The sequence below is a fragment of the Streptomyces blattellae genome (assembly GCF_009709555.1).
Lineage (GTDB): Bacteria > Actinomycetota > Actinomycetes > Streptomycetales > Streptomycetaceae > Streptomyces > Streptomyces blattellae.
In genome coordinates this window covers 21,189-33,177 of the sequence record NZ_WJBG01000212.1, presented here as the reverse complement: position 1 = coordinate 33,177, position 11,989 = coordinate 21,189, and the positions used below count along the sequence as shown (strand labels likewise).

Sequence of the window (11,989 nt, the reverse complement as noted above, 5' to 3'; positions counted from 1 at the left end):
TCCACGCACCCACTCAGGCGGAGGCACCTGGCCCTGGGCGCGGATCTTCTCGGCGGCTGTCGTCGCGATCTCTTGCATGGGATCACCGTGACCTGACCGCACACCCGTCCGTCCCGGTTTCGCGCCCGCTTCACTCGATGGCGTTCACGCCCGCCTCACCTTTGACACGTTCCACGAAGACCGACCAGGACGACGCCGAGAAGATCAGCGGGCGGATCGTCGGGGTCTTGCTGTCGCGGACGGGGACTGTGCCGGGATAGCCGTCGGCGACCTCGACGCAGTTGTTGGCTCCCCCGTCGCTGTAGCTCGACTTGCGCCAGACAGCGGTGCTGAGGTCGGGGGTGTGCTTCATGATCTGTGCTCCTCCAGTACGTCCCTGATGAACGTGAGCGAGTCCGGCGGGGACAACGCCAGATCCCGGAGCCGATCGTAGGACAACCGGTGCCGCAGGACCCCGTCCGGTTCCTCGATCAGCTGGCCCCAGTCGTTACCTTCCGAGTAGGCAACACCACTGCCGTCCTTCTGCCACAGCAGGGTCAGCGAAGCGCTCATGTGGTGGTGAACGCCTGCCGCGAAGGGCAACACCTGAAGTGTCACGTTCGGCCACATCGCCACGGCCTCGACACGAAGCAGCTGGTCCTCCCATGTCTTGGGGAGAGCCGCGGAACGCCGGAAGGCGTACTCGTCCATGATGATGCGGACGTTGGGCTCCGGCTTCTGCCGCAGCAGGTACTGCCGCCCGATACGAGCCGCCACCTGTTCGTCGACCAGATCGGCGTCCTCAGGTGTTGTCTGGGGCCCAGACAACGCTTCCCGGGCAAAGTCTTCGGTCTGCAGAAGTCCCGGCACGCCCGGCGTGAACATCCACATGATCCGAGCCGTCGCCTCCAGCTTCATGAACCGCTTGTACTGGTCCTTGAACGCGTCCAGCCGCGCCGCCTTCCAGTGGCTGACCAGCAGGTCACCGGTGCCGTAATACCCGTCCAGGTCCTCCATGACCGTCACCTTGGACAGTCGCTCACCTGACTCCAGCCGACTCAGATAGCTCTTCTCGTACCCGGTCTCGTCGGCCAACTGCCCTAGTGACTTCCCGGCCTTCTCCCGCAGAACCTTCAGCGTCTGCCCAAGCATCGCCCGCCCGGAGACCGGCTCAGCGTCAACCCTCTCACCCATGTCACCCCTCCCCGTTGCCTGCGCGCCAGACAACACCGAACCTCTTCCGCAGCGTACGCCGCACCTGTGACGATCGAGGCACGAACGGTAATCACCGCTCGTCAGACCCCTGCCATGCCAAAACCCCCGCAGCCGATGCACCTCGGCCCGGGGGCGTGGCCGACGCCCCCCCCGAAGGAACGCCGACATGCGTGAACGTACCGCCCGAGTCATCGAATCGCTACTGCTCGTGCTCGTACGGGTACTGCTGCCCGCCCGCGGACGCCACCGAGCTGCGCCCACCCAACGCCCGTCCAGTGTCCGCTCGTTGGCCGCGCCATCCGGTCACCATCCCCTCGACCTGTGGCCGTTCGAGCCCGACACCCACCTCGTACGCCCGTACCTCCTCACACCGGACGAGCGCCGCGCACGGAAGGGCCTGGAGGCCGCCGCATGAGCCTCGCCGAAGAACCGCCGGCAGCGGACACCAAGCTCCGCCTCCTGCCGTGGACCTCGCCCGAGGGAAAGCCCTGTTACCTCAGCGCTGACAGCGGGCACAGCAGGCTCTCCCTGCTCGCCGACGACGTCGAGGCGGCTCAGCTCTCCTCCGGGGAGCAAGTCCTCGCCGGAGCCAGGGCGGTACTGGCCGACCGCACGGCGGGGGAGCGGGCGGCACGCTTCGCGCTCACCAGGGCGGCGGAATGCCTGGAGGACGTCCTGCGGATCGCGGTCAGCAGGGGCGAACGCATCCCCGGGAGCGAACTGGAAGAAGGCCGCGGCAGGTAGCGGAATTCAAACGCGGCAACCTTTCCGTGCGGGGCGGCAACCGGTTTCTCGGACCATCCCCCCGCACGGAACGGATCGCCGCATGAGTGAACAGCACAGCAAGCACCGGCACCGCAGGAGCCGCAAGGCCCTGACCGTCGGCGTCCCCCTCGCCCTCACCGCCGCCGGAACCCTCGCCTACGGCACGGACCTCGGCGCCTTCGGTGAGGACGCGCAGCGCACGGCCTCCGCGGCCGAGGCGCCCGCCTGGGCCACTGCCACCGCCGACGGCTTCGCCTCGGTCAACTCACTTGGCCAGAACGGGACTTACGGCGGCCGGGACGGCGAGACCGTCACCGTCAGGACGCTTGCGGACCTGGAGAAGTACGCGACCGCCGCCGAGCCTTACGTCATCGTCGTCGCCGCCACCATCAACATGGATCCGGTCGGGAAAGAGATCAAGGTCGCCTCCGACAAGACCATCGTCGGGTCCGGGACCTCCGGGCACATCGTCGGCGGCGGGTTCTTCCTCGGGTCCGGGGTGCACAACGTCATCATCCGGAATCTGACCATCCGGGACTCGTACCAGGGCGTCTGGAACGACAAGGACCATGACTTCGACGCCGTCCAGATGGACGGCGCGCACCACGTCTGGATCGATCACAACGATCTGCGGCACATGGCCGACGGGCTCATCGACGTCCGCAAGGACAGCACCGACGTCACCGTGTCCTGGAACAAGCTCAGCCAGGACAACAAGGCCTTTGGCATCGGCTGGACCGAGAACGTCAGGACGGACATCACGATCCACCACAACTGGATCCGCGAGACCGAGCAGCGCAACCCCTCGACCGACAACGCCGCCCACGCGCACCTCTACAACAACTTCCTGGAGGACGTGGCGGGGACGGACATCACGTCCTCGTACGGCAACTACTCGCGCGGGGCGACCAAGATGGTCCTGGAGAACTCCTACTTCCAGGGCATCAACAACCCCGTCATCAAGGACAGCACCGCGAGCATCGTGCAGCGCGGCAACGTCTTCTCCGGCACCAGCGGACGGAACGAGAGCGGTGGAACCGCGTTTGACCCGAAGACCTACTACGGCTACACGCTCGACAACGCCGCCGACGTCCCGAACCTCCTCAAGTCCGGTGCCGGGCCCCGCAGTTCCATCGGCACGACGACCGCCTCGACGACCGCTGCCGCGGCGACCACCCTCACCGTCGCCGCCGACGGGTCCGCCCAGTACCGGACCGTCCAGGCCGCCGTCGACGCCGTCCCGGTGAACAACGCCTCCCGCGTCGTGATCTCCGTGCGGCCGGGAACGTACCGCGAGGTCGTCAAGGTCCCGGCCAACAAGCCGCACGTCACCATCCAGGGCAGCGGCGGCAGCCGCAGGGACACGGTGATCGTCTACAACAACGCCGCCGGGACCCCCAAGCCCGACGGCTCGGGCACGTACGGCACCGCGGGCAGCGCCACCATGTCCATCCAGTCCGACGACTCCCAGGTCCGCAACCTGACCGTCACCAACGACTTCGACGAGGCCAGCCATCAGGACATCGCCAACCAGGCGGTGGCGCTGCTGACGCAGGCCGACAGGATCGTCCTGGACAGTCTCATCGTCAACGGCGACCAGGACACCCTGGAGCTGGAGACCGCCGCCAGGGACAGGCTCGGCCGGGTCTACATCAGCAACTCCTACATCACCGGCAATGTCGACTTCATCTTCGGCCGGGCCACGGCCGTCGTCGACAGGTCCGTCATCACGCTGAAGAAGCGCTGGAACGGCACCTCGTCCGGGTACGTCACCGCCCCGAGCACGCCCGCGGAACGCAAGGGCATCCTCATCAACCGCTCCGCGATCAACGGTGATGTCTCCGCGGGCTCCTTCTACCTCGGCCGCAACTGGCACCCGGGCGGCGACACCACCGTCGACCCCCAGACGACCGTACGCAACACCACGCTGAGCGCCGCGATCAAGTCGACGCCCTGGTCCGACATGGGCGGCTTCTCCTGGAAGGACGACCGGTTCGCCGAGTACCGGAACACCGGCGACGGTGCGGGCGGCGCGAGCAGCGACCGGCCACAGCTGACCGACGCGCAGGCCGCCGGCCAGGAGGTCGCGGACTGGCTCGGCGACTGGACTCCCACGGCGTCCTGACACCTCGCTCATGCGACGACGGCCCTCCGGAGGAACTCCTCCGGAGGGCCGTCGTCAGCGGGGCGCCTAGCTCAGGACCGTGATCCGGTCCGCCTTCGGCGGCGCGATCGGGTCCGCGGCCGAGGAGTTGGCCGTGAGGTACTGCTCCAGAGCGGCCAGGTCGTCCCCGCCGACCAGGTCGTTCGTGCCCTGGCCCAGCGTCGGGAACCCGTCGCCGCCGCCCGCGAGGAAGTTGTTCGTCGCGACGCGGTAGGTGGCGGCCGGGTCGACGGCCGCGCCGTCGATCCTGATCGAGTCGGTGACGACACGGTCGGCGCCGGACTTCGTCATGTCGAGGGTGTACGTCAGCCCGGACGAAGGCTGGAGGATCTTCGGCGACGCGGCGTTCACCCCGCTCACCTGCTCCTTCAGCACCTGGATCAGCTGGGCGCCGGTGAAGTCCTGCAAGTTGACCGTGTTCGCGAACGGCTGCACCGCGAAGCCCTCCGCGTACGTCACCACACCGTCGCCCTCGGCACCCTTGGCCGTGTACGTCAGCGGCGCCCGGATACCGCCCGGGTTCATCAGCGCGAGGTCGGTCCCCGCGTCCAGCTCCCTGCCGTACGCCAGCTGCGCGTCGGCGATGAGGTCGCCGAGCGGGGACTCCGTACCGGAATTGGCGATATCAGCGGAGATGTAGCCGATCGCGCGGTTGCCGACGGGCGCGGCGAGGGTGTTCCACTCGGCGATCAGCTCGGTCATGTCCTTCGCCTTGGGCACGGTCCGGGTGACCACGTGGTTCGCGGACTCGACGGCCGTACGGACGATGTCACCCGTCCGCCGGTCGTACGTCAGCGTGGTGTCCGTGTAGAGGCGGCCGAAGGACGCGGCCGAGGTGACCGTGCGCGGCTTGCCCGACGGGTCGTTGATCGTGCACGCGTACGCGGCGTGGGTGTGCCCGGTGACCAGCGCGTCCACCTGCGGGGTGACGTTCTTGGCGATGTCGACGATGGGGCCGGAGATGCCGTCGCCGGCGCCGGGCGAGTCGCAGTCGTAGTTGTACGCGGAGGAGGCCGGGGCCCCGCCCTCGTGGACCAGCGCGACGATCGACTTCACGCCCTGCCGCTGCAGCTCCTTGGCGTACTTGTTGATCGTCTCGACCTCGTCCTCGAACTTCAGGCCCTTGACGCCGTCGGCGGAGACGACGCCCGGGGTGTCCTCCAGGGTCACGCCGATGAAGCCGACCTTGACGCCGTTCTGCTTCCAGACCGAGTAGGGCTTGAGGATCGGCTTGCCGGTCTTCTCGTCCAGGACGTTGGCCGCGAGATACGGGAAGTCGGCGCCCTCGAACTCCTCGTCGCCGTAGCAGCCGTCGGTGGGGTGGCAGCCGCCGTTCTGCAGCCGGCCCAGTTCCCTGGCGCCCTCGTCGAACTCGTGGTTGCCGACGCTCGTCACATCGAGGTCGAGCTGGTTGAGCGCCTCGATGGTGGGCTCGTCGTGGAAGAGACCCGAGATCAGCGGGGAGGCGCCGACCATGTCGCCGGCGGCCGCGGTGATGGAGTACTTGTTGCCCTTGCGCGCGTCACGCAGGTGCGTGGCGAGGTACTCGACGCCGCCCGCGTCGATCGTGGACGTGGTGCCGTCCTCGTGCACTTCGGTGACCCGGCCCGAGGAACCGGACGGCGGCTCCAGGTTGCCGTGCAGGTCGTTGAAGGACAGCAGCTGGACGTCCTGGTAGCGGCCGGGCAGCCGGTGGCCCGCCCCCTTGCCGTCCGGTGCCGCCCCGGCCGGGATCGCCGCGAGCAGCGCACCGGCGGTCGCCAGTCCCGCAGCTGCTGCGAGGAGTGCCTGCGTACGGCGTCTGCCGCGGTGGTGCGGCTGGGATGTGTCGGGCATGCGCCCCCCTGTGGGTCTGCGAAGTGGGTGTGGCTCGGGCGGCAGCCTAGAGTCAACGCGCGTAGCGCGACAGGGGGTTCATGGTTACATCCTGGTTGCTTCGTTGCCGCGCACTACCGCCACTTTGACCGGAGCTGCCCGTACCCTCGTACTCATGACCAGCGACGACACGGCATATCCGGCCCGCCCACGCGCCATCGCGACCTACTCCGTGCTCTCCCCGGAACAGACCGGGTCCGTGCTCGCGCTGCTCGCGGAGGCCGCGGACGCCGACGGCCAGCAGGCGGTGTCCGAGCAGGGGCGGCTGTATCTGCGCGGTGGCGGACGGGAGGGCATCGCCCATCTCCTCCTCACGGTCGGCGACGAACTCGTCGGCTACGCCCAGCTGGAGGACACCGATCCGGTGGAGGCGCCGGCCGCCGAACTGGTCGTACACCCCTCGCACCGCGGGCACGGGCACGGGCGGGCGCTGGGCTCGGCGCTGCTGGCCGCGTCCGGGAAGCGGCTGCGGGTGTGGGCGCACGGCGGGCATGCGGCGGCGCGGCATCTGGCGCAGGTGCTGGGGCTGACACTGTTCCGCGAACTGCGCCAGCTGCGGCGGCCGTTGACGGACCTCGACCTGCCCGATCCGGTCCTTGCGCCCGGCGTGAGCGTGCGGACCTTCGTCCCCGGCCAGGACGACGCCGCCTGGCTCGCCGTGAACGCCGCCGCCTTCGCCCACCACCCCGAGCAGGGCTCCCTCACCCAGCGGGACCTGGACGACCGGATGGCCGAGCCGTGGTTCGATCCCGCCGGGTTCTTCCTGGCGGAGCGGGAGGGCGAGCTGATCGGCTTCCACTGGACCAAGGTCCACGCGGCCGAGGGGCTGGGCGAGGTGTACGTCCTCGGTGTGCGGCCCGGCGCCCAGGGCGGCGGCCTGGGCAAGGCCCTGACGACGATCGGGCTGCGTCATCTGGCGGCACAGGCCCTGCCGACCGCGATGCTGTACGTCGACGCCGACAACAGGGCCGCGGTGTCGGTGTACGAGCGGCTGGGCTTCGTCACGCACGAGACGGACCTGATGTACCGAACGGAGACTTGACGCCGCGCCGTGCGGTGACGGTGCGGGGGCGGTGCTGGGACGGGCGCCGGGGATCGGTACGCGGAAGCACGCTTGACTTTCGCGGCCAACCGCCCCCGCCGACTCCCCACTCCGTGCGGAGCTGGGCGCCTGGGCGGTGCGGGCCCGCGAGGAGGGGCTCGGGCGGGAGGACGTGGCCGCACTCTTCACCGCCGTACTCGACACGCACTTCGCCGCAGGCGAGAAGCGAGCAGCCCGGTGCCGGCGCTGACCAGGGCGGCCGGTGCCGCCAGCGCCACCAGTGAACGCCAGTGCCACCAGTGCCACCAGTGAACGCCAGTGCGGCCGGTGCCGCCGGTGCCACCAGTGCCACCAGTGCCACCAGTGAACGCCAGTGCGGCCGGTGCCGCCGGTGCCGCCGGTGCGGCGAGCTTTCCGGCGACCGGATCGCCGACCCCCAATGCGGCGGCGCGCTCGTCGCGGGGTGCCGCGCCACCCTGGAGCGGCTCGACGCGACCGCCTACTACGCCGACTACCACCCCGCCTCCCACTACTGGCCCCTCCAGCTCACCGCGACGGCCATCGTCCTCGCCGTGGCCGCCGCAGCCGCCTTGGCCGCGTTCCGCCTGGTCAGGCGCCGTACCGGCTGACGCACCCTGATGTGCGTACGTCCCTGAGAGCGGCCAGGGCGGATGCGCATGCCTGCGTCATGCCCTTCGTACGAAGGGCATGACGGGACGTGGACGCCCGGGAGCCTCGCCCCGCTATCCCGCACGTCATGTCGCCGTAACCATCGGTTCAGGCGAGCTTGCGACGCTCAGCGAATGAACCAAGCCGTGCCAGAGCCTTCGACGCCCGAGGAGGGCCGTGCGAGGAACGGGGACGCCAGGCACACCTTCGCCGCCCTGCCCGCCGCGTTGTCCGACGCGCCCGTTGCGCTCCCGGCGCGGAACAATGGGTTCATGAGTCAGTCCAACACCCAGGCACAGGTTCAGCATGCCCAGCCGTCCGTCGGTTCCATCGCCGCGCACCGGCCCCACACGGTGGCCGCCGCGGTGTCCGACCTGGAACCCGACCTCGATGCCGACCTCGACGCCTACGACGAGGCTCAAGCCGACGGGCCGCAGCTGCCCCAGGGCCGCTTCCTCGACCGGGAGCGGAGCTGGCTCGCGTTCAACGAGCGGGTCCTGGAACTCGCCGAGGACCCGGACACACCCCTGCTGGAGCGGGCGAACTTCCTCGCGATCTTCGCCTCCAACCTGGACGAGTTCTTCATGGTCCGGGTGGCCGGCCTGAAGCGCCGTATCGCCACCGGTGTGGCCACGCGATCCGCCTCCGGCCTCCAGCCGCGTGAGGTGCTGGAGATGATCTGGGCCCGCTCCCGCGAGCTGATGGCCCGGCACGCCGCCTGCTACCACGAGGACGTCGCCCCCGCGCTGGCCGAAGAGGGCGTCCACCTGGTCCGCTGGGCCGAGCTGACCGAGAAGGAGCAGGCACGCCTCTTCACCCTGTTCCGGCACCAGATCTTCCCGGTCCTCACCCCCCTCGCGGTCGACCCGGCGCACCCCTTCCCGTACATCTCCGGCCTCTCCCTGAACCTGGCCGTCGTCGTACGCAACCCGGTCACCGGCCACCGCCACTTCGCGCGCGTGAAGGTGCCGCCGCTGCTGTCCCGCTTCCTGGAAAGCTCCCCCGGCCGGTACGTCCCCATAGAGGACGTCATCGCCGCCCACCTGGAGGAGCTGTTCCCGGGCATGGAGGTCCTGGAGCACCACACCTTCCGGCTCACCCGGAACGAGGACCTGGAGGTCGAGGAGGACGACGCCGAGAACCTCCTGCAGGCCCTGGAGAAGGAGCTGATGCGGCGCCGCTTCGGACCGCCGGTGCGCCTGGAGGTGGAGGAGTCCATCGCCCGCGAGGTGCTCGACCTGCTGGTGCGGGAGCTGAAGGTCAGCGAGGCCGAGGTGTACCCGCTGCCGGGTCCGCTGGACCTCACGGGCCTCTTCCGCATCGCCGGCCTCGACCGCCCCGAGCTGAAGTACCGCAAGTTCGTCGCCGGCGTCCACCGCGACCTGGCCGAGGTCGAGTCCGCGTCCGCGCCCGACATCTTCGCCGCCATGCGCAGCCGGGACATACTGCTGCACCACCCGTACGACAGCTTCTCCACCTCCGTGCAGGCGTTCCTGGAGCAGGCCGCCGAGGACGACGACGTCCTCGCGATCAAGCAGACCCTGTACCGGACCTCCGGCGACTCCCCGATCGTCAACGCGCTCATAGACGCCGCCGAGGCCGGCAAGCAGGTCCTCGTCCTGGTCGAGATCAAGGCCCGCTTCGACGAGCACGCCAACATCAAGTGGGCGCGCAAGCTGGAGGAGGCCGGCTGCCACGTCGTCTACGGCCTGGTCGGCCTGAAGACGCACTGCAAGCTGTCGCTGGTGGTCCGTCAGGAGGGCGACACGCTACGGCGGTACAGCCACGTCGGCACCGGCAACTACCACCCGAAGACGGCCCGCCTCTACGAGGACCTCGGCCTGCTCACCGCCGACCCCCAGGTCGGCGCGGACCTGTCCGACCTGTTCAACCGGCTGTCGGGATACTCGCGCCGCGAGACCTACCGACGGCTGCTGGTGGCCCCCAAGTCGCTCAGGGACGGCCTGATCGCGCGGATCGGCAAGGAGGTCCAGCACCACCGTGCCGGACGCCCCGCGTTCATCCGGATCAAGGTCAACTCGATGGTGGACGAAGCCGTCATCGACGCCCTGTACCGCGCGTCCCAGGCGGGCGTGCCGGTCGACATCTGGGTACGCGGCATCTGCGCGATCCGCCCTGGAGTGACGGGCTTCTCGGAGAACATCCGGGTCCGCTCGATCCTCGGCCGCTTCCTGGAGCACTCCCGGATCTTCGCCTACGGCAACGGCGGCGAGCCCGAGGTGTGGATCGGCAGCGCCGACATGATGCACCGCAACCTCGACCGCCGCATCGAGGCCCTGGTGAGGGTCACCGACCCGGCTCACCGCGCCGCGCTCAACCGGCTCCTTGAGACCGGCATGTCCAGCGCCACCTCGTCCTGGCATCTCGGCCCGGACGGCGAGTGGACCCGGCACGCGACCGACGCGGACGGCCAGCCCCTGCGGAACATCCAGGAGATGCTCATTGACGCCCGGAGGCGCCGGCGTGGCACAGCAACACCTTGAACCGACGGACCCCACGGCCGGGCTGACCGGGGAAGCCCTCGCGGGCTATCTGCGCGCCCAGGCCATGGAGTTCCTCCGTGCACTGCGGCTGCACCGCGAGACCGGCGGCAACACCGCCAATGGCGCGGGATCAGGCTCGGGCGCGGGATCAGGTTCGGGCGGGGGCTCGGGCGCGGGCGCGGGCTCGGGCGCGGAGGAAGCCGTCGACGCGGCGCGTGCCCTGCGCCGCTCGGCTCGCCGTATCAGCGGCAGCCTGCACACCTTCCGCCCCCTGCTCGACCCGGACTGGTCCGAGTCCATCCGCCCCGAACTGGCCTGGCTGTCGGGCACGTTGGCGATGGAACACGCGTACGCGGCCCGCCTGGAGCGGCTGCTGCTGGCGCTGCACCGGTTGTCGGGGGCGACGGCTTTCCCGGGCCAGTCCGGGGCTGCCGCCGCAGTGGGCAGCCGCTCGACCACCGCATCCGCGAGCGGGGCTCCGGCAGGCTCGTCGGCCGACGCGGCTGTGGGCGGTCGTGCCGCTGGGGCGGCACGGACGGGCGCGGCGGCACTGCAGGACGCCGGTCCCCCGAGCGGCCGGCCCACGGACCGCGGCAACCTCACCGTAGGCGCGGCAAAGGCAGGCGCTCTGCTGGAACGCCAGCTCACCCTCGCCCGGACCCGGGCCCACTCCACCGCCCTCCAGGCCCTCGGCTCCTCCCGCTTCCACGCGGTCGCGGACAACATCGCCGTACTGGCCAGCGACGTCCCCCTCACGCCCACCGCCCCCACCGCCGACCTCCGCCCCCACGCCGCCGCGGCCGAGGAGCGCCTCACCGACGCGGTCTCCGCCCTCCCCCTGGTGACGGCCGGCAGCCCGTACAACGCGGAGGCACTGGTCCACGGCCTCTCCCCGGATCCGGCCCCGCACCCGCAGGACGCCTCCTGGCACCAGGTCCGCCTGCTGCTGCGCCTGCACCGCTACGCTCGCGAGGTGCTGCGCGGCGAGGACTCACCGGTGGACACCCGCCTGCTCACCTCGGGCCAGGCCCTCGACCGGCACCGTGACGCCTCGGAGGCAGCGGCGGCCGCGGCCGCCGCGGCTCGCACGCCGCGCATCGCCCCGGCGACGGCGTACGCCCTCGGCGTGCTCCACGCCGACCAGCGGCACGAGGTGGAGGCGGCGCGTTTCACGTTCCAGCAGTCGTGGCAGAAGCAGGCCGTCGGCACGGCCTGACCCGCACGAGCACCCTTGAGGAGGCGGTGGAACCCCGGTGACGCACACGAGCGACGACATCGTCCAGGCAGCCGGCTGCGTGCTGTGGCGGCGCTCGCCTGTGGACGGTGAACTGGAGATATGTCTCGTACACCGCCCGAAATACGACGACTGGTCCCACCCCAAGGGCAAGCTGAAACGCGGTGAGGAACCGCTCTCGGGCGCCATGCGGGAGGTGGCGGAGGAGACGGGCTGCAGCGCGGTGCCGGGGGCCGAACTGCCCACCGCCCACTACTTCGCAGGCGGCCGTCCCAAGCAGGTGCGTTACTGGGCGGCCGAGGCGGGACCCGGCACCTTCACCCCCGACGACGAAGTGGACCGCCTGCTGTGGCTCTCCCCGACGGCCGCCCGCGACCGGCTCACCCAGCCGAGGGACCGCACCCTCGTGGACGCACTCCTGGACGCCCTTCCCCTGGCATAGTCCGGAATCGCCCCGTGTCCACAACGTGAGCCTTCCGTGACCTAACCGCACCGACGGCAGGGGTTCACCCTCCATTCACTTCCGGCCATAGGCGGCTTCA

The 11,989-nt window shown here is 70.2% G+C and carries 11 protein-coding genes and 1 pseudogene; 9 read left to right on the top strand and 3 right to left on the bottom strand.

The window, feature by feature from the left end; all coding sequences use genetic code 11:
* Nucleotides 1–130: 130 nt before the first annotated feature.
* Nucleotides 131–352, bottom strand: coding sequence for a DUF397 domain-containing protein (locus GFH49_RS28515; protein WP_155058927.1), 222 nt, complete (start codon nt 350–352; stop codon nt 131–133).
* Nucleotides 349–1,173 (bottom strand): helix-turn-helix domain-containing protein, encoded by an 825-nt coding sequence (locus tag GFH49_RS28510; RefSeq protein WP_155058926.1) that lies wholly within the window; start codon nt 1,171–1,173, stop codon nt 349–351. Before GFH49_RS28510 ends, GFH49_RS28515 begins: the two co-directional genes overlap by 4 nt.
* Before the next feature lie 187 nt (nt 1,174–1,360).
* Between GFH49_RS28510 and GFH49_RS28505 the strand changes: the two genes are divergently transcribed.
* From GFH49_RS28505 to GFH49_RS28495, 3 genes are all read left to right on the top strand, one after another.
* Nucleotides 1,361–1,609, top strand: coding sequence for a hypothetical protein (locus GFH49_RS28505; protein WP_155058925.1), 249 nt, complete (start codon nt 1,361–1,363; stop codon nt 1,607–1,609).
* Nucleotides 1,606–1,938 carry a hypothetical protein gene (locus GFH49_RS28500; protein ID WP_155058924.1) on the top strand — a complete coding sequence of 111 codons (333 nt, stop codon included), beginning with the start codon at nt 1,606–1,608 and terminating at the stop codon, nt 1,936–1,938. The genes GFH49_RS28505 and GFH49_RS28500 overlap by 4 nt, the downstream gene beginning before the upstream one ends.
* 82 nt (nt 1,939–2,020) lie before the next feature.
* Complete coding sequence (locus GFH49_RS28495) at nt 2,021–4,084, top strand: pectinesterase family protein (protein ID WP_155058923.1); 2,064 nt, start codon at nt 2,021–2,023, stop codon at nt 4,082–4,084.
* 66 nt (nt 4,085–4,150) lie between these two features.
* On the opposite strand, the gene GFH49_RS28490 is transcribed toward GFH49_RS28495, so the two are convergent.
* The gene (locus GFH49_RS28490) at nt 4,151–5,959 is read right to left on the bottom strand and encodes a bifunctional metallophosphatase/5'-nucleotidase (RefSeq protein WP_155058922.1); all 1,809 of its coding nucleotides are present in this window, start codon (nt 5,957–5,959) and stop codon (nt 4,151–4,153) included.
* Between the two features lie 154 nt (nt 5,960–6,113).
* On the opposite strand from GFH49_RS28490, the gene mshD reads away from it, so the two are divergent.
* The 6 genes and pseudogenes from mshD (at nt 6,114) to GFH49_RS28460 (ending at nt 11,889) form a co-directional block, all read left to right on the top strand.
* Complete coding sequence (gene mshD, locus GFH49_RS28485) at nt 6,114–7,040, top strand: mycothiol synthase (protein WP_155058921.1); 927 nt, start codon at nt 6,114–6,116, stop codon at nt 7,038–7,040.
* An 88-nt stretch (nt 7,041–7,128) separates the two neighbouring features.
* A pseudogene (locus GFH49_RS40515) lies at nt 7,129–7,290 on the top strand (GntR family transcriptional regulator); the annotation flags it as partial.
* 58 nt (nt 7,291–7,348) lie between these two features.
* Nucleotides 7,349–7,669: a hypothetical protein gene (locus GFH49_RS41255; RefSeq protein ID WP_155058920.1), complete on the top strand. Its 321-nt coding sequence runs from the start codon at nt 7,349–7,351 to the stop codon at nt 7,667–7,669.
* A gap of 312 nt (nt 7,670–7,981) precedes the next feature.
* Entirely contained in the window at nt 7,982–10,213 is a 2,232-nt protein-coding gene (locus GFH49_RS28470) for an RNA degradosome polyphosphate kinase (protein WP_155058919.1), read from the top strand.
* The gene (locus GFH49_RS28465; protein ID WP_155058918.1) at nt 10,194–11,429 is read left to right on the top strand and encodes a CHAD domain-containing protein; all 1,236 of its coding nucleotides are present in this window, start codon (nt 10,194–10,196) and stop codon (nt 11,427–11,429) included. Before GFH49_RS28470 ends, GFH49_RS28465 begins: the two co-directional genes overlap by 20 nt.
* Before the next feature lie 37 nt (nt 11,430–11,466).
* A complete protein-coding gene (locus tag GFH49_RS28460) occupies nt 11,467–11,889 on the top strand; it encodes an NUDIX hydrolase (RefSeq protein WP_155058917.1) in 423 nt (140 codons plus the stop codon).
* Nucleotides 11,890–11,989 lie beyond the last annotated feature (100 nt).

Excerpts from the sequence above, each read along its gene's own strand:
- GFH49_RS28515 (WP_155058927.1), bottom strand. The coding sequence starts at position 352 with ATGAAGCACACCCCCGACCTCAGCACCGCTGTCTGGCGCAAGTCGAGC.
- GFH49_RS28510 (WP_155058926.1), bottom strand. The coding sequence starts at position 1,173 with ATGGGTGAGAGGGTTGACGCTGAGCCGGTCTCCGGGCGGGCGATGCTT.
- GFH49_RS28505 (WP_155058925.1), top strand. The coding sequence starts at position 1,361 with ATGCGTGAACGTACCGCCCGAGTCATCGAATCGCTACTGCTCGTGCTC.
- GFH49_RS28500 (WP_155058924.1), top strand. The coding sequence starts at position 1,606 with ATGAGCCTCGCCGAAGAACCGCCGGCAGCGGACACCAAGCTCCGCCTC.
- GFH49_RS28495 (WP_155058923.1), top strand. The coding sequence starts at position 2,021 with ATGAGTGAACAGCACAGCAAGCACCGGCACCGCAGGAGCCGCAAGGCC.
- GFH49_RS28490 (WP_155058922.1), bottom strand. The coding sequence starts at position 5,959 with ATGCCCGACACATCCCAGCCGCACCACCGCGGCAGACGCCGTACGCAG.
- mshD (WP_155058921.1), top strand. The coding sequence starts at position 6,114 with ATGACCAGCGACGACACGGCATATCCGGCCCGCCCACGCGCCATCGCG.
- GFH49_RS28470 (WP_155058919.1), top strand. The coding sequence starts at position 7,982 with ATGAGTCAGTCCAACACCCAGGCACAGGTTCAGCATGCCCAGCCGTCC.